Here is a 20,871-nt window from a genome sequence, read left to right as displayed (position 1 = left end):
TGCTTCTTTTTTATATACTAAACTTATAGCTCTATATTAAAAACGCAGCCCTAGTGATAAATCCATCACAGTCAATGTATTACCATTATAACTTCCACCATAATTATAGTTCAATTGTACATTAAAGATTGAAATTAAAGTACCTACACCTACTCTCGCTCCAAAATTCCAAAACTTGTCTAGCACTTCCGGGTCTAAATTGTGACTTTTTGATCTTAAATAATAAGACCTCACGGCACCAATACCTCCTTGTACATAAGGATGAAAAGTTGTTTCTCCCTCTTTTGAATTAAAATAATACCTTCCTTCTATGAGTATAGGAATTTGATACCATGCTTGAGACAATGAAATATCAAAAGGCACTGCAGCCAAACCATTGACATGTCCTACAAGCACTGCGTCAAACCTATCATTTACATTATAACTTAACTCAATATAGGCGGAAAAACCGGCACTAGAAAAAGGTGACAAGTCCCCTACTCCCGAAGATCCTCCACCACCAATTCCAAAATGAATTTGGGCATTTGATAAATTTGATAGAAGTAAAAAGGTAAAAATGAAGAGTAGTTTATGTCTCATTATATTTGATTTTTGCTTTGGTGAGAGAAGTATATAAGTACAAATTCTAAATAAACTATGATTTATTTTTGACTTAGTACTTAATTTGGGTTCTGGAACAAAAAATACTTTTGCTCTTATTAAAAATAAAAGGAAAAGCCGTAAATCAAAAGAGGTTACCTTAAAATATAAAGTAACCTCCTGCGTAATTTTTATAAGTAATAGCTACAATGATAAAGCTACTCTGAAGACTTAGGAATTAAATCCAAGAATTCTTTTCTAGTAGCCTCTTCTTTGAATTTCCCACCAAAGTGAGATGTAATAGTAGCACTGTATGTATCTTCAATACCTCTCATTGAAACACACAAATGTTTTGCGTCAATTAAAACGGCAACATCTTCGGTTCCTAAAGTTTTCTTTAAATCCTCTGCAATTTGAACTGTTAAACGTTCTTGTACTTGAGGTCTTTTAGCATAGTGTTGGACTATTCTATTGATTTTAGATAAACCAATTACTTTTCCATTTGAAATATAAGCTACGTGTGCAAAACCAATGATTGGCACAAAGTGATGTTCGCAATTCGAGTAAAAATGAATGTTTTTCTCAATCAACATTTCATCGTACTTGTACTTGTTGTCGAACAGCTTAATATCTGGACGGTTTTTGGGGTTTAAGCCACTAAAAATTTCTTTCACATACATTTTAGCGACTCTGTCAGGTGTACCGCTAAGGCTGTCATCTGTTAAGTCTAAACCTAAAATATCCATAATTTCTCTAAAACGAGAAGAAATCTTTTTCACTTTTTCCTCATCAGAAAGGTCAAATGCCCCTTCTTTCATAGGTGTATCATGAGATGTACCAATATGATTATCACCTATTTCATCTATTATATTTTCGTTGTAAATCTCCACTTCTTTAGGCTGAAGGGTATTCCACGAAATTCCGTTCTGTTTCATACAAAATAATTTTTAAGGCAAATTTGTCATCTAACTGATCTCTAAGAATATTCCAGATTACTACACAAATATTTTCTGCAGTTGGATTTAAAGAAGAAAACTCTTTTACCTCTTCATTTAAATTTTTATGATCTAAGTAATCCAACACATGTTCCTGAATAATGTCTTTCAATATTTTCATATCAATTACATATCCAGAGATTGGATCAATCTCACCCGTGACTTTTACGGTGAGATTATAATTGTGGCCATGATAATACGCATTATTGCATTTGCCAAACATTCTTCGGTTTTCTTCGTCGGAGAGTTGTTCGTTGTGCAACCTGTGAGCCGCATTAAAATGTGCTTTTCGTGATACTGTTACTTTCATCTTTTACTGTAGTGCTTCATAATAGAAGTTTGCTAAATGAAAAATACGTACCAAATTTCAATTCACAAAGTTACGAGAGATGAAGCTATTATCTAAAAACATTCTAAAATAGTTTAAACTCATTATCACATATTATGTTTAAACAATTTCAAACAAACTTTAACGAACTAAAAATGCATCTTTATTCTTTCTTGTTCTGCATTTATTAACTAAAAAAATAATTATTTGTTTTATCAAAGTTCAAAATCTTTATCTCAATTTGAAAGGAAGTTGGTATTTTTGACTAAACAATAAACAGATGACAATTACACAACTTGAATATATAATTGCAGTTGAACAGCATCAAAGTTTTTCAGCTGCAGCAGACGCTTGTTTTGTAACTCAACCGACTTTGAGTATGCAAATCAAAAAGCTAGAAGAACAGCTCGATGTCATTATTTTTGACAGAGGAAAACAACCTATTATCCCTACTGATGTTGGTCGAAAAATAATTGATCAAGGTAAGATTGTATTAAAGGAAGCACAAAAAGTAAATGACCTAATTCTGGATTATAAAGGTGAGGTCAGCGGTGACCTTAAAATTGGTATTATTCCAACATTAGCTCCTTACTTAATTCCACTTTTTGTTGGCTCTATTTCAAGAAAATTTCCTCACTTACAATTAAACATCAAGGAACTTCAATCAGAACAAATCATTAAGGCGATCAATGATGATGTGATTGATGTTGGTTTGTTAGTAACCCCAATTCATGAGCCTGGCATCACTGAAGAGCCTCTTTTCTATGAAGATATTGTAGTTTATACGAACCCTGACTACAAGTTTGAACAACAATTAGAAGTTAATATTGCTGATCTGACTTCTCCTGATATATGGCTTTTGAGTGCAGGACATTGTTTTAGAGATCAAGTAATCAACCTATGTTCGTATCAAAGCACGAATAAGATGAATAGTACTCTTCCTATTTCTTATGAAAGTGGATCATTAGAGACATTGATTCGTTTGGTGGATAAAGAAGGAGGTTTTACATTACTTCCAGAGTTGGCGGTAGATGAATTGCCTGAGGATGCTAAAGATCGAATTAGAACTTTTGTTGATGAAAGACCAATGCGAGAAGTAAGTCTAATTTATGCAAGGAATTATGCAAAAGCAGGCCTTATCAAAGTGCTCTCTGAAAGCATTAAAGAAAATATACCGGAACAACTACTGACCAGAGATAGAGGTCATGTTGTAGAATGGAGATAAAAATAAAAATGCTGATTATTTACACTTTGAAATAATCAGCATTTTTTTATTTGTAATTCCCTTCGTTGATTGCTTTTAACTCTTCTAACTCTTTCAATCGGGCTTCATGTTCGTCTACCCATTTGGTAAGGTTATAATCTTCGTTGGGATATAATTCGTAATAAGATACATACTCACTTCCCATTGCGGAGAAGCGTTCTGTAAAGTAAACTTCAATTTGGCCAAAATTTAAACTGATGTTCTTGGTCCATTGATCATAATCACTTTGAGAAAAAGTTTGTTGTGCCATTTTTCGCTCCAACTTTGCTTTTTCTACCTCCTCTAAGTAGCTTTTATCAGAATTCATCAAATCTGATTTCAATACTTCATACATCTGATATTCTTCAGGTGTAATATCAAAAAGGTCTTTACCAAAGTATTTGGCCCACAAATATTCATCTTGAGGACGCTCTTTTAGCTGTTTCCAAATTTGAGGCTTTACCAATGGGTCTTCTAGCATTTCAGAATCATCATAATACTGTGCATAAGACATAGCAGGGGTGATTAACCATAAAATGGAAAACATCAATAAGCTAGCAAATATGTTTTGTATCAAGTTCATCTAAAAATTTAAAACTTAAGATTAAAAAAAGTCCTTTATTATATAATATACTGTTTTAACAACGCTAGAGTTTCTTCATAAATTTTACTTACAAAGCAAAAAATGAAAAAATAATGCCAAATATAGGAAATATCCTATTCCTTTTTACAAAATACTAAATCTATTTTATTGAACATAATTCATCTATGAATATTATATTTGCAATCAAGCATGAGTTCAAAAGTAACATTTATTTTAAAGAACTCTCTTAATTAGCTCAATTGAACAATTTTGGTTTAAAAAATTAAACAAAGGGAACTAACAACTTTTAAGTAAAATAGGTTCAAAGAATCTGTTTTGTGTTTCAAACTTTCAAAATATTAGATTATGACAGCAAAAGTGAACATAGGAAAGGCACTACTTCAGCGTTTAAGTCAAGAACTTAAAGGAGAATTACATTATGATGATGTAATGAAAACACTGTATGCCACAGACGCCTCCGCATACCGTGAACTTCCTTTGGCTGTCGCTTTTCCAAAAGATGAGGAAGACATCAAAACGCTTATCACATTTGCTAACCAACATAACACATCTCTAATTCCAAGAACTGCAGGTACATCATTAGCTGGACAAGTTGTTGGTCATGGTATTGTTGTGGATGTTTCAAGAACTTTCACTCAAATTCTTGAAGTCAACAAAGAGGAAGGCTGGGTAAGGCTACAACCTGGTGTAATACGTGATGAACTGAACAAACACCTTAAAGACTTTGACTTGTTTTACGGTCCAGAAACCTCTACAGCCAATAGAGCAATGGTTGGAGGTATGGTAGGAAACAACTCATGTGGCTCTAACTCAGTACAGTATGGATCTGCTAGAGATCACCTTATCGAAGTAAGAGGCTTCTTGAGTGATGGATCTGAAGCTGTTTTTAAAGCTGTTACTCCAGAAGAATTCGAAGCAAAAACTCAACAAGACAATCTAGAAGGTAGATTGTACAAAGAGGTTAAAGAAATGCTTCTCCCTGAAGAAGTGAGAGCTGAAATTGCCAAAGAGTTCCCTAAACCTTCTATTCCTAGAAGAAATACAGGCTATGCTATTGATTTACTAGCCTTGATGCAACCTTTCAATCCAGAAGGAAAACCTTTTAACTTTTGTGAGTTAATTGCTGGATCTGAAGGAACATTAATTTTCATTACTGAAATCAAAATGCATTGTAATCCTACCCCTCCAAAATACAAAGGAGTGTTATGTGCACAATTTGATTCAATTGATGAATCTTTAAAAGCCAACCTTATTTCATTAAAATTCAACCCTACTGCGGTTGAATTAATGGATAAATATATATTGGATTGTACTAAAAACAGTATCGAACACCGTCAGAATAGGTTCTTCTTAGAGGGAGATCCTGCAGCAGTGTTAGTGACAGAAATAGCAAGAGATACTGTGGAAGAAATGCGTGCAGATGCTGCAGCATTAGAGGCTGCTTACAAGGAGGCAGGTATGGGACATTTCTTCAAACTGGTAGAAGGAGAAGATGTAAAAAGAGTTTGGAACTTGCGTAAAGCTGGACTTGGACTGCTGTCTAATGTACCAGGTGACCCTAAAGCTGCTCCTGTTATCGAAGATACAGCGGTAGACGTAGAAGATCTTCCGGCATACATTGCAGATTTCAATGAAATCTTGAAAAAGTATGACCTTTTCTGCGTGCATTATGCACATGCAGGATCAGGAGAGTTACACCTTAGACCGGTGTTGGACTTAAAGACCCAAGACGGTAATAAAATGTTTAAGGTCATTGCCGATGAAATTGCCAAACTTGTGAAGAAATACAGAGGTTCACTAAGTGGAGAGCATGGAGATGGTCGTCTAAGAGGTGAATTTATTGAATATATGGTCGGTTCAAAGAACTTTAAGCTGATTGAAGCTACCAAAAGATCTTGGGACCCTCATAACGTTTTCAATCCTAATAAAATTGTTGATACTCCTCCAATGGATGAGAGTCTTCGTTTTATGCCAGGCATTGAAACACCAGAAATTAAGACAACATTAGACTTCAGTGCTTCTCAAGGTATCATCAGAGCGGCTGAATTCTGTAACGGTGCTGGTGCTTGTAGAAAAACGGAAGTTACAGGTGGAACAATGTGCCCTTCTTATATGGCAACTAGAAACGAGAAAAATACCACTCGTGCCAGAGCCAACATTCTAAGAGAATATTTAAGAGCTCCTTATACAATCAACCGTTTCAATCACGATGAGATTTATGAAGTGATGGACCTTTGTCTATCATGTAAAGGTTGTAAATCAGAGTGTCCTTCTAACGTAGATATTGCAAAGCTAAAGGCAGAATTCTTACAGCAATACTACAAAGCGAATGGAGCTCCATTGCGTGCTAAAATGATTGCCTACTTCCCTCGTTTAACTCAAATGGCAATGCTTACACCCGGCTTGTTTAACTGGATGACAAGCAACCCATTGACAGGAGGTATTTTCAAATCAATCACTGGTTTTGCTCCTGAAAGATCAATTCCGAAAGTGCACAAACATACTTTCAAGAGTTGGTTGAAAAAATATACACCTAAGAAAGCGACAAAAGGTAAAGTATATATTTTCTGTGATGAGTTCACCAACTACAACGACACTCCTATTGGTTTAAAAACCATTACTTTATTGGAGAAGTTGGGTTATGAAGTTGAGTGGCAACCTCACGTAGAGAGTGGGAGAACTTTCTTATCAAAAGGTTTTGTGGAAGAAGCAAAAGATTTAGCATGTCAAAACGTGGACATGTTGAAAACTTATATTTCTGAGGAAACTCCGCTTATAGGTATTGAACCTTCTACTATTATGGCTTTCCGTGATGAATACCCAGACTTGGTGCACGCACATCAAAAAGAAGATGCTGCCAACTTGGCAAAAAATGCATTGATGATTGATGAGTTTATTGCTAGAGAAATCAAAGCAGGTAAAATCACTTCAGATCAGTTTACAGAGGAAGAGAAGTTAGTAAAACTTCATACGCACTGTCAGCAAAAAGCAACAGGTACTCAAGTGACAGGAAAGCAGATGTTGGGCTTACCTAAAAACTACAAAGTACAGATCATCCCATCAGGATGTTGTGGTATGGCCGGTTCATTTGGTTATGAAAAAGAGCACTATAAAGTTTCTATGGATGTTGGAGAATTAGTATTATTCCCTACTATCCGAAAGCTGGATGACGATGTAATTATTGCAGCAGCAGGTACAAGTTGTAGACATCAAATTAAAGATGGTACAGAAAGAGATGCCTTGCACCCTGTTGAGATTTTATTGAATGCTTTAAAATAGTATTACAAAAGGGAGGGTAGATAAATATTTGCTCTCCTTTTTATATAGAAAACTGAAAATCAATAAACAACTTTCTACCTCTCAATGACAAACACTATTTTCCGAATGTTTTTAAAGAAGGTGTTTATATCGGTTAATGAATTACGATTTTTATACAAGACTCTCTATTTTTGTCATTGATTGATGTATTTATTCAACTAAAATGAAGAAAAAGGTATTAATAACTGGTTTAAACAGTATTATCGGAAAAGAAGTTTTTCGTTATCTTTCTCGTCATACGCAAACAAAAATTGTAGTTGGACAAAGACATGATCCCAATTTACCTCAACAGGACGCAGAGTACCGTTATCTTGATTTTAATGATAGCTCGACATTTCAAGAAGCTTTAGTCGATATAGATACTGTCTTTTTGATAATACCTCGAAATGTACCACATTTTGAGCACTCCTACCGCACCTTTCTGGAGACTTGTAAATCCTCTGGTATATCCGAAGTTATTTTCTCCTCTGTTTATAGAGGTCGATACAGTTTTATCCTTCCCCATCATAAAGTAGAGAAAATTGTACGTAAGAGTGGTATGGATTACATCATTGTGCAGGCTACTTATTTCATGCAAAATTTGACTACTTTTTTCAAAAAGGAAATACAAGAGGATCAAAAAATCGCCATTCCACATTTGAGTAAAAAGTTCAATTGGATAGATGCACGAAATGCAGGCGATGCTATCGTTAATTTAATCTATAAGTTTGATGAATATAAAAATCAAACGATCCCTTTGATGGGCAATGAGAATAAAAACTTTATGGAGGTGACAGCTAAACTTACGGCATCTCTTCCAAAAGATGTCGTTTATAATTCCACTCTAATAGAGTTTATCCTCTCTTTGAAAAGAAAAGGTCTTCAATACAGAGAAATCAGTATTTTACTTGTTTTTATGTTTCTTGAAAATCTAGATAACAAACAAGAGATTTATCCTAATTATGAAAAAATTACGGGTAAAAAGCCAACAAGGCTCATCGAATTCATTATGAGACATATTCCTGATTTATTACCCGCCAATAAAGCCTAATTTATTTCCATCTGCTCACTCTTTCTGCCTTTTCAGACAATTCCGAAGACAAAGAATTGAATCTAAACTTCAGTAATCGTTTTCGTCCCTCAATATTTCTTGTAAAATACAACTCTGACTCATTAACATATTTATTCCAATACTTATGGAAAATTGTTGCCGTTTTCTTTTTCTTTCCTAATTGTTCGGGTACTGCATGGTAATCTTTTTGAGTAAAGAATGCCCAAAGTTGGTGTGCTCGCTCCACAATATACCTAGGGTTTTGAATGGGATTAATTATTTCTTCCAATGCATTTACGAAAGTGTTTTTCTCAAAACTACTTCCTCCTTCTAAATAGCAAAATGCCTCCCCATAATCATTGACAAACGTTTTTACAGATAGTTCCTCAGATTTAGAGTAAAAGATTTTCGTTTGAATCAAAGAGCGTAAAAGAGCATTTCCAATTTGCTGTAGATCTTTCGTCACATCTCGGTATTTTAAGTAAATCTTTATGGTTTTCAATAGTTTTTTTCCGAAATAAAATAGTCCTCCAATATCTACTAGACAGAGAATCATCAAAAGTTCATTTCTATCCTCCGCATAAAGAAAACCTTCTGCTATTTCATAAAAATCCATTAGGTGAAGCATAAATAGCTGACCTACTTCTAACAGAAGATACCCCATAGAAGCTCTGTAATACCACTTTTTCTGCCTATGAAAATTCTTTTCCTCTCTATCAAATGGAATTTTAATTTCTTCAGTGATTTCAACACCATTTTGAATAGCCTCGTTCCATTGTAATGACAGCAGATCTCTTTCTCCTGCTGATTGGAACATTCTCTTATTGAGTAGTTGTGCTGTTTCCTCTGTAAACTGATGAGGAATTTCCATTCTCAAAATTCCATTTTCAATCGTTTTTTGCTCTCTTTCAGAAATACCTACAAAAGCTCTAAACCTCCTTTTTAAAACCTTCAAATCCTCTCCACCGTCACCTCTAGTAGGATCAACAGACACCAAATGCCAAATATTGCTCGTTTTCTCACGATCTGTTTGTGATGTTCTGATGGCCCTTCCTCTCATCTGATTCGACAACACATAAGAACCTACTACACTTGCCAAAATCAAAGAATTAATACAAGGTGCATCCCAACCTTCCCCTAATAAAGCTTTTGTCCCTACTACAATATTAAAATGTCCTTCTTCAAATAATTGTGTTACTACTTCTACAATCTCATGCTTTAATTTTTCCGACAAATGAATCACAACATAAGCTGCATCATAAGGGAGTGATGTTGTTGAAAGTTGAAGACCACGATGATGAAGCACTTCTGTCAATACAGGCATTACCGATGTTGGAAGTATAATCAAAGAACCAGTCAGTACACATAATTTAGCAGCTGAGTTTAAGTTTCTTCTTAAGTGCTCAAAAATGGGAACAACACCTAATTTATTGATTTCAATTTCTTCATTTAAATATTCTTTTCGGATGTAATCACTCAAAACCACCATCCTAAGACGCTCACCTAAGCTATTATGTTCAAACTGAGCGATAGATAAAATACTCTCGATTTTTCCAGTACTGTTTTTCAGATATTGAGCAATTTCTTGATCATTTTCCAGCACCACTTTTCTCCCGACAATACCTCCATGCATTCGAATGAACTTCTCTACGGTTTGAATGTGCTTAGAGAACTCTTTATTACTTTTCTTTTCCTCAAAAATTAAATAGTTAAAGAGCACCTCTAACCACTGCTTATCCAAAGGAGGTATCTTTCTCTGTTTATTTCCAGTTATCTTAAAATGAAAGTCTGTCAATTCTTGTTGATTCCCTGACAGATAAATTAAAATGGAAGAATAAATTTCTATATGATCGTAAATCCAATCCAAATGCTGTTCTGGATTTTCGATCGCTGGGTAACTCAATAAATAATCCACTAAAAACGCATCTGCTGCAATTTTATCAGTGATCATTTTTATACTTTCCCTTTGATTATAAATGAAGGAAAGTTCGCTTTGAATGGGATAGGAAAAATGAATATAATCTTGATGAGGACATAAGTTTTGTTCTTTGACCAACTCAGGCACACTAATTTCTGTATCAATGGGGCCATTTAATTGAACATACCTCTCCCACTCTGTAAAAGAAACATCATAAGGTGGTGTAGCCGTTAACCCTACCACTTTAGGCTGAAGCTTTGTTTTTAAGGCCATTAAGGTTTGCCACCAAGCATTTTTCAGGTGATGTGCCTCATCTAAAATAACAGTACCAAAATTTAAATCTTTAAAGTAATCTTCATCTACTATTGCTTCATCTACCTCATCATCCTTAACACATAAAGCATGTAAAGCATGATAGGTTGATACGGTAAGAAATTGAGGTTCTTTAATATTGTTCGAAATCCAATTGGGAGTTGTAGATGTTTGTAGAAAAAGATCACAAAAGCGTTGAATCCATTGGTTTCGTATCGCTATTGTAGGGGTTAATATTAAAGTAGGTTGATTAATCTCCAGCATTACCTGTAGCCCCAAAACTGTTTTTCCTGATCCGGGAGGTGCTATAACGTGTAAATGTTCATCTGTAAGATGTGTTGATAATTCGTCTAAAACTCTTTTCTGATAATTTCTCCAAGAGTATTTAAAAGTAATTTTTTCTGGAAAAGTATTAAGGTGATAATTGACAACCTCATTCATTTGTTACAGTAGTTTATTGGTCAAGCCTAATGCATTGACGAGTTGCTTTAATTCTTGCTCAGGTGTATATGGATTTTCCATCACAAGGTTTTTATTGAATTTAAGGTAATAGGTTCTTCCCAAGAAGACATTAAGTAAATCAATATCTAAATTCCCCTTTTGATAAGCTACAAGTAAAGTCGGTAACTTCTCATTTCTTTCTTCAATATCAGTGATATGTTGGTACACAAAAAAAGGGCTCTTTCTTGCCATTAAACTAAAGGAATCGGGTGCAGGAAAACCATACTGGCGAATAAAGAAATCTATTTTATAACGATTTACCTGGTCCACCTTCAGAATTTTATCACCTAGCTCTCGATATTCAGGAGAATCAGTCCCATAAGTTGACACAACTTTATGAAAAGTAGCAGCATCACGTACTTTTTGATCATCTTCCAATACTTTGAGTAGGTAACGTTCTCTTTTTTCAATAGTCTCTAAAGATAAAATCTCCTGCTCTATGGCTCTTGAATCAATAGAAGACGATTGGCAGGCTCCCATCCATAAACTGAGAAACAATAAAATATGGCGAATTTTCAACATGAAAACTATAATGTACTTTAATAAAAAAATGCTCTACAAACACCTAATTTAAGTGTTTTGCAAAGCATTCTTTCTTTAAATAACCTTTTTTATAAAAGTACCTGCTCTTATTTAGCAAGTTCTAAATCGCAGAAGTGCACCTTTGAATTGATATCGTTTCCATCTGCATCTTTATAATTATATTCTCTAATGGTCTTTTCTCCAATTTTGAAGTCAACAGGCTCAGAGAAAATAGGCCCATCATACACAAAAGTATGGAACTCTCCATTTTCACCACATGGATCCACACCTTCTGGAAGGTCATTGTAAAAATCCATATCCAATACTCTACCATTGAATCGCTCACCGACGCTGTCATTCACTGCTACAACAATAGCTTTGAATCCTGCCTGTACAAACTCCTTGAAGAGCTGATGTGTATCTCCACCCCAAAGTGGGAAATGACATTTCAACCCTACTTTTGCCATTTTTTCTTCACGATATTGTCTAAGGTCTTCCAAGAAAATATCTCCTAAAACCAAGTCCTTAATACCCTCTTCTACAAATGGTGATAGACTTTTTGCTAGTTCTCGGTCATAAGTATCATAAGTTGTATCTTCTTCTAGAAACATTTTGTATAATGGAATGCCAATTGATGCTGCTTGTAGGTCTAACAGTTCTTCACGTACACCGTGCATACTGATTCTCTTGTACTCGGCAGAAAGTGAAGTCAATAATCCTTTGATTTCCCATTCTTTTAAAGCCATAAATAGTGCAAATGAAGAATCTTTCCCCCCGCTCCATTGAAATAATGCTTTTTTCATTTATTTCTAAACTTTATTTTATTACTTTTGACTATCAATTGAAGGTAATTTATGAAAAGTATTTTAAATATCGCCCCGATAAAGATCACCATCCTACGATGTTGTTGATTGTCAATGTTTAAATTTATGCATCCCCGTATAAATTCAATTACCCCTATCCAATTAATTACATTTCAAAACAAATTTCCTAATAAAGGATTGGTGTGTATTTTTCTCTTTTAAAGGCAGGAGAAGTTTACATTTTGATGTCCCTTAAGGTTTAAAATAAAAATTGCGCTCATGCAACCAGATTTAAGAAAACAACTGAAAGTATACAATACGTTATCACGTAAAAAAGAATTGTTCCAAGCAATTAATCCTCCTTTTGTTGGAATGTACGTATGTGGTCCTACAGTATATGGTGATGCTCATTTGGGGCATGCTAGACCCGCAATTACTTTTGATGTTATTTTTAGATACTTAAAGCATCAAGATTATAAAGTACGTTATGTGCGTAATATCACTGACGTTGGACACCTTGTAGGTGATGCTGATGAAGGAGAAGATAAAATTGCCAAAAAAGCAAAGTTAGAGCAAATTGAACCCATGGAAGTGGTACAGTATTATACTGACCGTTACCACAATGACATGAATTCATTGAATGTATTACCTCCGAGTATCGAGCCTCGTGCTACGGGTCATATCATTGAGCAAATTGAAATGATCCAAAAAATCATAGAATCAGGATATGCTTATGAGTCCAATGGTTCGGTATATTTTGACGTTGTAAAATACAATGAGGACAAAGAATATGGTGCTTTATCGGGTAGAAATATCGATGAAATGCTAGAGGGTACTCGTAACTTGGATGGTGTTAGCGATAAGAAAAACCAAGTAGATTTTGCACTTTGGAAAAAAGCGGAGCCTGAACATATCATGCGTTGGAACTCTCCATGGTCTGATGGTTTCCCAGGGTGGCACCTTGAATGTTCTGCAATGTCAAGAAAATACTTAGGTGATCATTTTGATATTCACGGTGGTGGTATGGACTTGAAATTCCCTCATCATGAAGCAGAAATTGCACAGTCAAATGCTTGTAATCATGTAGAACCGGCTAAATACTGGTTACACAACAACTTGATTACGATCAATGGTCAGAAGATGGGTAAATCTTTAGGTAACTTTATCACTTTAGAAGAGTTATTTGAAGGCAAACATGAATTGTTAGAAGAGGCTTACTCACCGATGACTATCCGTTTCTTTATTCTTCAAGCACAATACAGAAGTACATTAGACTTCTCTAATGAAGCTTTAAAAGCGGCAAGAAAAGGGTATAGAAAAGTGATGAACGGTCTTCGTTTAGCGAAAAGTATGGAATACAAAACTGACGACAGCATTGAAGTCAATGAAAAACAAGCTAAAAATATTGAAAGTATTGTCAACTCTATCTACAGAGGTATGAACGACGACTTCAATACGGCGGTAGCAATGGCGGGTATTTTCAACTTATTGAAAAAGATCAATGCCGTTCATGGTGGCAATATTCCTGCTGCTCAATTAGGTGAAAAAGCTTTCAATGATATGATTTCAAACTATATCACTTTCATTGAGGACGTTTTAGGTCTGAAAGAAGAAACACCTGATCACTTCTTCCAAGCTTTAGATTATATCATCAAAGATTACTCTTCTGCAAAAGAAGTTAGAGATTATGATAAAGTAGATGCTATCAGAGCTCAATTAAAAGACATGGGTGTGGTGGTAAAAGATACCAAAGCCGGTGTAGAATGGGCTTATGATGAAGCTTAGTATTTTAAAATACATATAAAAACAATTGGGAAAGGTCTTCAGCAATGAAGGCCTTTTTTTATGAATTAAATCTTGCCTATAATCAAAATAGTGACAAAGTATTACAAGAACACACTGATTAACAACAAAGTAAATGAACTATTTACTCACAATTATTGTTATTCTCAATTTTGTACTATATAAAGAATCATATATTACATTTCTAACAACTTTAAGAAATTGCAAAAACTAATGTTCATGAATTCACGTATTTGATTTAAATTCTAAATAGACTTTACTCTTAAAAAGATATTACTATGTCTAAAAACTTACTTAAACCTTTCATTGCTTTATTTCTATTTTTTCCTTTACTAACCATGGGACAAGTTACATACATTGACTTAGACGATGATGGTGATGGTGAATACAGTGACAATACAAATATTAATGGAAACGCTAATACTAAAGAAGTTCATGAACATACTGGAGATTTAACTTTTAAATCTACAACTGACTTGACTCTACAGCTCAATCATGGTGTAATCCTAGACCCAGGAGGAGATGATACTTATTATAACTATATCATTATTGATGGGAATGTTATTATAGAAAGTGGAGCAGTGATTGACATTAAAAATGATGCAGTTTTTATCATTACAGGTAATTTAACTATTGAAGGTACTGCTCAATTTCATAATGATGGATATTTTATAGTTTTAGGTGACGTAACAGGAAGTGGTACTATTGATCCTGCAAATGGAGTTGGTGCATTACCAGCATACATAGGCGGTGAAATCAGTGATGATGTTCAAATTATTGATACAGATACTGAAGTTGAAAGCCCGTTAGATATTCCAGATGCTGACGTTGAAGGGATATTAGATTTTGAAAAACCAAATTGGACAGCAGATCTACCAGTCGAACTTATTTCATTTACAGCCTCAAAATTAGGAAATACTGTACAATTGAATTGGTCAACAGCTTCTGAAGTAAATGCTTCTCATTTTGAAGTCTATTCTTCCGTTGACAATAGAAATTGGGATTACGTTGGTCAAGTGCAAGCAAGCGGTAACTCAGCTACAAGAATTGATTACACTTTTATTGATGATCAAGAATATGCTACTACTGTTTATTACAAGCTAGTACAATTTGATTTTGATAGTCAGAACGAAACATTCGGTCCATTAGCCGTTCATTTTTCTGATAATGAAAGTAACTTCAATACATCTGTTTACCCTAACCCAAGTAGTTCAGGAAAGACATCAATTCAGATCAATGGAATGAGTTCAGGATCAACAACAACCCTTCAACTTATGAGTAAAGAAGGAAAAGTTGTTCTATTAGACACCATTGATAGTAGTACAATCACTTCTGCTGTTTATCAATTAGAAGATAAAATAGATTTAAAACCCGGATTATATATTTTAAAAATTAGTTCTGGTACTACTCAAGACACGCAAAAAATTATTATTCAATAAGTTATTATAACCAACTCATCAAAAACTCCTAAGGAAGTCATTCCTCAGGAGTTTTTTTATATCTGGCATCGAGCAAAACTTCCATATTCATTATTTACAAATTGACTTATTTAAAATAGAACTTACTGAAGACATATAATAAACCACTTCATACATTTAAAAATCAGTTCAAACCACGGATTAACATAAAAATTAATGTTAAAAAACAGATACAGTGAACTATCTGTAAAAAAATATTGTTTTCAAATCAGTTGTACTTAATTAAGAAATTCATAGCACAATTCTCAGATTAAGTTAATTAATCACAACATAACGGTTATGAACCCGTACCTCAAAATAGTTCAACTCATTAACCTTTATTAACCCAAACAATATGATTCGCTCAATTACTCATGTAATAAAACACCAGCACCAAACACCTTACACTCGTGTTTTCGCTAATATCACTTTTGTTATACTATTTCTTTTGTCTCCTATTTTTGTCTTTGGTCAAAACATTAGTCTTGACGATGATGGCGATGGTGAATTGAATAGTGGAGATCCTCATGAAAATCTAAGTGGCAATCCTGATAGTGGTATTTACGAACACATTGGAGATATCACATTCAAAAGTGGGGTTAATTTTTCTAATAAATTACAAGCCGAAACAGTATTAAACCCCGGTAGTGATGATTCGTTCAACAACTATGTAATTATTGATGGAAATCTAACTGTGGAAGGAGGTTCCACTGTCTCAATCAATAATAATTCATTGGTGATTGTTACTGGAAATGTGATCATTGACGGTGATATTGATTTTCACAACAGTGGCTATATCGTTATTCTTGGTGATGTTATAGGTAGTGGAACAATTACACCAGGAAATGGCGGAAATGCCTTACCTGCTTACATTGGAGGAACTGTAGACTCAGAAAGTATTATTTCTAGCGGTAACGTCGATAGCCCTGTTAATATTGATGCTGCTTTTGGTAACGGACAAACTGTCACGGGTATATTGGATTTTGCATTACCTGCTGATTGGGCGACAAACCTTCCTGTTGAACTTATTTCCTTTACTGCTTCTAAAACAGATAATGTTGTTGAACTAAATTGGGCTACTGCTTCTGAAGTAAATGCCTCACACTTCGAAATCTATTCTTCTACTGATAGAAGGAATTGGAATTTTATTGGTGAGGTCGAAGCCAATGGAAATACTTCAACTCGTATTGACTACTCGTTTTCAGATTCTCAAGAACATAATACTACTATCTATTACAAACTTGTACAATATGATTTTGATGGACAAAATGAGACTTTCGGACCTTTGACAGTTCACTTCTCTGACGATCAAAATAACTTTCAGACATCTATTTACCCCAACCCTAGTAGCACTGGAAGAACTTCTTTACAAATCAGTGGTATGAATTCTAGCACGAATACTATTCTTCAAGTCATCAATAAGGAAGGCAAAGTAGTATTATATGATATCATTGATACAAACAATATTACATCAACCATTTATCAATTAGGAGAAAAAATTGCTCTTCAACCAGGACTTTACATCTTGAAGATCAATTCTGGTACAACTCAAAATATTGAAAAAGTTATGATACAATAACTGATAGACAAGCTTTCAACTAATACTATTACAATAAAAGTTTGAGCAACCCAATAAGCTCTTCATAAGTAAAATCGCTTATGAGGAGCTTTTTTAATACATCAAAGTTTAAGAGGTAAATCCTCCAGAAAACAATAATTACAGAGAATAATAGAGGTTTTTCATTAAAATGAACATCAAAAACAAACAACTAATGAACTTTTATTACAAAGGTAATGTTCGTAATGTAGTTGTATTTTACTAAGGATATAATATTAACTATCAATGATTCATTCTGAAAAACCAATACATCCTTAGTATCACGAAACCAATTTTTATAAAAGAACCTGATATTATTATTTCAAAATGCAAAAATTCTTACTCACGCAATTAATTACCCTAGTATTTTTAAGTTCTAACTTTTCTTTTGCCCAAACCATCAATTCAATTATTGACAGAGACATCACTATCGGTGGAAATGAGTGGCCTGAAGTCTCTTCAAGCACTGAAAGCGTTCAGATAAAACAAGGTGTGCCTGATGATATTACTGTAACATTTGATCACTTAGATGGAAGAGGAGGTCATAATAATGATATGAAATACTATAGCGTAATTGAGGGTGATCTAATTATCGATGCAAACCAAACTGTAGTTATTGAGGAATCTTCTTATTTGGTAGTCAATGGTAATCTAACAATCAATGGTACAGTACAGCTGAACAACAGTAATGGCAATACAAAACATGTTTATCTGATTGTTTTAGGGGATATCCTTGGAAGTGGGACTATTACTGGTGGAGATGGAACACATGACAAACCTCCTTATGCAAGAGGGGAAATTGTTGTAATGGGAGAACATAAAGGTGGTTCTGGTTATAATATAGACGAATTGGATTCTTATATCACTGACATTTTAAACCTTAATGGATATGACCTTCCAGTAGAACTTGTTTCTTTTTCTGCTGCGAAGAAAGAAAATATTATCCAAGTAAACTGGACAACTGCTTCAGAAGTAAATGCATCTCATTTTGATGTTGAAGTATCGACTGACAAAAAGAATTGGACATTGGTAGAAAGAGTAGAGGCTAACGGGAATACTTCAAACTTAATTGACTACAGCATTGACGATTATCGAGTGTATCAAACCACAGTCTATTACAGATTAGTACAATATGATTTTGATGGTCAAAATGAGACCTTTGGACCAATTGTAGTACAGTCAAACTCTTTGGGAAATAACTTTCAAGCTAGTGTATTCCCAAATCCAAGTACTGACGGACAAGTTTCTATTCAAATGAGTGGTATGAATTTAGAAACTACCACTACTCTTCAAATTATGGATGGAAAGGGTAATTTGGTATTATATGATACGATTGACAATACCACATCAACAATCTATTCATTAAAAAATAAAATTGAATTAAAGCCAGGGCTATACATTTTAAAAATAATTTCAGGTACATCAAAAGACATGAAGAAGATCATTATACAATAGCTATCAAAATAAACTTAGAACACCTGAGGAGATTATTCTCTTCAGGTGTTATTCGTTAGATCTAATAAAAATAATCATTTTTTACGCTGTTAAACTTCAACAACAATTTGTACTTCAATCTTCTCATGACTAGTTTTGCATTAAACGAATATTTTTATACGTTATCCTAATTTACATTAATCAATAAAAGAGATTTAAACTTCTGATACACCATTTTCAATCAATCTCTATTTTAAACTAAACAATGATAAACCAACTTTTAATGACATCACTATTCGTGTGTCTCTTTTTTAATATTTCATTTGCCCAACTTGAGATCATTGATGCAACACAAAGAAATGACATCATCATTGGCGGGGCAGACTGGACTGAAATCTCTTACAGCTTAGGAGATGTTCAAGTGATCCCATTTTCAGACGGCGTTAATACAACAGTCACTTTCAATCATCAATTTGGTCGTAAAGGAACGATCAATAATAATGAATTAACACATTATAGCTCCATAAAAGGGAATCTCACAATAGCAAAAGATCAAACTGTAACGATTGAAGAGTCTTCTGTTTTGGTTATAGATGGTAATCTCGAAATTGAAGGTACATTACAATACAACAATAGTAATGGAAATTCAAAACACGTATACTTAATTGTACTAGGTAACATTACGGGTGGTGGAGAAATCAAAGGTGGAGAGGATGATCATGATCAACCACCTTATGCTTCAGGGAAAATTGAAATTGAAGGAGGGCATAAAGGTGGTGAAGGAGAAAATATTGATTCGCTTCCACCCTATATCTCTGAAAAACTCAAAGATGATGGCTTTGATTTACCTGTTGAATTGGTTTCTTTTTCTGCATCTATCATAGAAGAAGGAATAGCCATAAAATGGGCCACTGCCTCTGAAATCAATGCATCGCATTTTGAAGTTTACTCTTCCATTGATAAAAGAAGTTGGGAGATCTTGGGAACTGTTGAAGCCAATGGTAACTCAAATACGCTTATCCATTATTCTTTTATCGATACTAAAACATATAACACTGAGGTATATTATAAGCTTGTCCAGTATGATTTCGATACAAGAAGCGAAACTTTTGGTCCTTTAGTGGTTTACCCCATCACTGAACAAAACACTTTAAAAACGTCAGTCTTTCCAAATCCCGCTGAGAGCGGTAATGTTACACTACTTATCAGTGGTATTAACTTGGGAAATAGAACCGAAATTAACATATTTAATAAAGAAGGTAGATTAGTATTTACAAAATCTATGAATGATGATGGTCAACGCTCTATTACATATCCTCTCCATCTTGAATCCTCTTTAATTCCTGGGTTGTATATTATTAGAGTAAACTCTGGAAGACAACAAAGTATTGAGAAATTAATTATTAGATAACTGACTGTAATTACTAAGACAAAAAAACTCCTAAAGGGTAATCTCATACGCTTTAGGAGTTTTTGCGATTAGAGTGAGACCACTAATTCACAACATTCATTACAAAACGATCTTCAGGGTCCATAGGCATAGGGACAATCACATTGGTAAGACACATATTGATCAAAACATCCATAGCTTGGTTTTCTTCCAATTGTGAAGCCTTTATAAATTCATTCAAAGTAATCTGTTTTGACTTATCAAGCATTTGAAGAACCAACCTTTCGTTGGCTCCATATTCCAATGTGTTAACCTGATTTTTAGACTTTTCTTTCAAAAGTCTTCGAATCAAACGGCTCATTTGAATACTTTTATCTACCACTCTGATATAAGCCCTTCCTGTTTTTTTCTTGAGGTTATACCATAGAAAAACAGGCTTTTTATCACTTGGAGGAATTTCAAAAACCAATACTTGATGTGTACTTGATATACTCACTTCATGAATGATATAATCAATATCCACTGAGACGTGCTCTTGAATTGCTTTTTCTAATACAAATTTCTCTCCTTCTATATCTATAAAACCATCAATTCGTCCATGATCTGTCACACCTACAATTAGGTAACCGCCTTCTCTATTGGCAAAGGCTACTACCTCCTTCATAATTTTTATTGGATCGGCAGCCTTCTTCTTAAACTCGATTGTCTGTCCCTCCCCTTGCTTTACTAGCTGTTTTAAAAACTTATAATCCAACTTCTGCTTATTTTTCAAGTTAACCCTCTTTATCACTATTTGTATACAGTAAGGCTAGAAAAAAATACTTCTTTTTTGCTTACTATTAATGAGGAATAATGTAAAACAGTACATCAGCATTTCCTTTTCCTCGTACTAAATATTTTTAGTTCACATAAAAAAGGGTAATATTTACCATTAACAAATTACATTCATCGCCTGACCTTTTAACAACTTTCTAAATTCGTTACTAAGGCCAATTAACACGATTCAATGAATTTAATCATTTATAATCTATTTACTT

16 protein-coding genes are annotated in these 20,871 nt (G+C 34.1%); 8 read left to right on the top strand and 8 right to left on the bottom strand.

Annotation, left to right across the window (positions count from 1 at the left end; genetic code table 11):
• Positions 1–36: 36 nt before the first annotated feature.
• From PL77_RS03025 to PL77_RS03015, 3 genes are all read right to left on the bottom strand, one after another.
• Positions 37–579 carry a hypothetical protein gene (locus PL77_RS03025; RefSeq protein ID WP_044201510.1) on the bottom strand — a complete coding sequence of 181 codons (543 nt, stop codon included), beginning with the start codon at positions 577–579 and terminating at the stop codon, positions 37–39.
• A gap of 218 nt (positions 580–797) precedes the next feature.
• On the bottom strand, positions 798–1,514 hold the full coding sequence (gene folE, locus PL77_RS03020; RefSeq protein WP_044201507.1) for a GTP cyclohydrolase I FolE: 717 nt from the start codon (positions 1,512–1,514) through the stop codon (positions 798–800).
• Positions 1,474–1,884: a 6-carboxytetrahydropterin synthase gene (locus tag PL77_RS03015; protein WP_044201505.1), complete on the bottom strand. Its 411-nt coding sequence runs from the start codon at positions 1,882–1,884 to the stop codon at positions 1,474–1,476. The genes folE and PL77_RS03015 overlap by 41 nt, the downstream gene beginning before the upstream one ends.
• Positions 1,885–2,182: 298 nt before the next feature.
• Here PL77_RS03015 and PL77_RS03010 point away from each other — a divergent pair, with 298 nt between their 5' ends.
• A complete protein-coding gene (locus PL77_RS03010; RefSeq protein ID WP_044201502.1) occupies positions 2,183–3,127 on the top strand; it encodes a hydrogen peroxide-inducible genes activator in 945 nt (314 codons plus the stop codon).
• A gap of 46 nt (positions 3,128–3,173) precedes the next feature.
• On the opposite strand, the gene PL77_RS03005 is transcribed toward PL77_RS03010, so the two are convergent.
• On the bottom strand, positions 3,174–3,728 hold the full coding sequence (locus PL77_RS03005; protein WP_044201500.1) for a hypothetical protein: 555 nt from the start codon (positions 3,726–3,728) through the stop codon (positions 3,174–3,176).
• A 366-nt stretch (positions 3,729–4,094) separates the two neighbouring features.
• Here PL77_RS03005 and PL77_RS03000 point away from each other — a divergent pair, with 366 nt between their 5' ends.
• Complete coding sequence (locus PL77_RS03000; RefSeq protein ID WP_044201498.1) at positions 4,095–7,028, top strand: FAD-binding and (Fe-S)-binding domain-containing protein; 2,934 nt, start codon at positions 4,095–4,097, stop codon at positions 7,026–7,028.
• 202 nt (positions 7,029–7,230) lie between these two features.
• Positions 7,231–8,097 (top strand): NmrA family NAD(P)-binding protein, encoded by an 867-nt coding sequence (locus tag PL77_RS02995; protein WP_044201496.1) that lies wholly within the window; start codon positions 7,231–7,233, stop codon positions 8,095–8,097.
• A gap of 1 nt (position 8,098) precedes the next feature.
• Here PL77_RS02995 and PL77_RS02990 read toward each other — a convergent pair whose 3' ends face one another.
• The 3 genes from PL77_RS02990 to PL77_RS02980 all read right to left on the bottom strand — a co-directional run bounded on the left by PL77_RS02990 (position 8,099) and on the right by PL77_RS02980 (position 12,153).
• On the bottom strand, positions 8,099–10,768 hold the full coding sequence (locus PL77_RS02990) for a DEAD/DEAH box helicase family protein (protein WP_044201494.1): 2,670 nt from the start codon (positions 10,766–10,768) through the stop codon (positions 8,099–8,101).
• 3 nt (positions 10,769–10,771) lie between these two features.
• A complete protein-coding gene (locus PL77_RS02985; RefSeq protein WP_156152224.1) occupies positions 10,772–11,350 on the bottom strand; it encodes a hypothetical protein in 579 nt (192 codons plus the stop codon).
• A gap of 107 nt (positions 11,351–11,457) precedes the next feature.
• On the bottom strand, positions 11,458–12,153 hold the full coding sequence (locus tag PL77_RS02980; RefSeq protein WP_044201489.1) for a diphthine--ammonia ligase: 696 nt from the start codon (positions 12,151–12,153) through the stop codon (positions 11,458–11,460).
• A 279-nt stretch (positions 12,154–12,432) separates the two neighbouring features.
• Here PL77_RS02980 and cysS point away from each other — a divergent pair, with 279 nt between their 5' ends.
• From cysS to PL77_RS02955, 5 genes are all read left to right on the top strand, one after another.
• Positions 12,433–13,938: a cysteine--tRNA ligase gene (gene cysS, locus PL77_RS02975; RefSeq protein WP_044201486.1), complete on the top strand. Its 1,506-nt coding sequence runs from the start codon at positions 12,433–12,435 to the stop codon at positions 13,936–13,938.
• 356 nt (positions 13,939–14,294) lie between these two features.
• A complete protein-coding gene (locus tag PL77_RS30160; protein ID WP_172665792.1) occupies positions 14,295–15,395 on the top strand; it encodes a T9SS type A sorting domain-containing protein in 1,101 nt (366 codons plus the stop codon).
• Between the two features lie 373 nt (positions 15,396–15,768).
• Positions 15,769–16,992, top strand: coding sequence for a T9SS type A sorting domain-containing protein (locus tag PL77_RS30155; RefSeq protein WP_082026370.1), 1,224 nt, complete (start codon positions 15,769–15,771; stop codon positions 16,990–16,992).
• Between the two features lie 345 nt (positions 16,993–17,337).
• Positions 17,338–18,465 (top strand): T9SS type A sorting domain-containing protein, encoded by a 1,128-nt coding sequence (locus PL77_RS02960; protein ID WP_044201483.1) that lies wholly within the window; start codon positions 17,338–17,340, stop codon positions 18,463–18,465.
• A gap of 262 nt (positions 18,466–18,727) precedes the next feature.
• Positions 18,728–19,855 carry a T9SS type A sorting domain-containing protein gene (locus tag PL77_RS02955; RefSeq protein WP_044201481.1) on the top strand — a complete coding sequence of 376 codons (1,128 nt, stop codon included), beginning with the start codon at positions 18,728–18,730 and terminating at the stop codon, positions 19,853–19,855.
• Between the two features lie 82 nt (positions 19,856–19,937).
• On the opposite strand, the gene PL77_RS02950 is transcribed toward PL77_RS02955, so the two are convergent.
• On the bottom strand, positions 19,938–20,606 hold the full coding sequence (locus PL77_RS02950) for a helix-turn-helix domain-containing protein (protein WP_044201479.1): 669 nt from the start codon (positions 20,604–20,606) through the stop codon (positions 19,938–19,940).
• Between the last annotated feature and the right edge of the window lie 265 nt (positions 20,607–20,871).

It is taken from the genome of Flammeovirga sp. OC4 (genome assembly GCF_000812565.1).
In the GTDB taxonomy this organism is placed as follows: domain Bacteria; phylum Bacteroidota; class Bacteroidia; order Cytophagales; family Flammeovirgaceae; genus Flammeovirga.
Note: the sequence above shows the minus strand (reverse complement) of the source record. Positions and strands in the feature narration are given on the sequence as shown.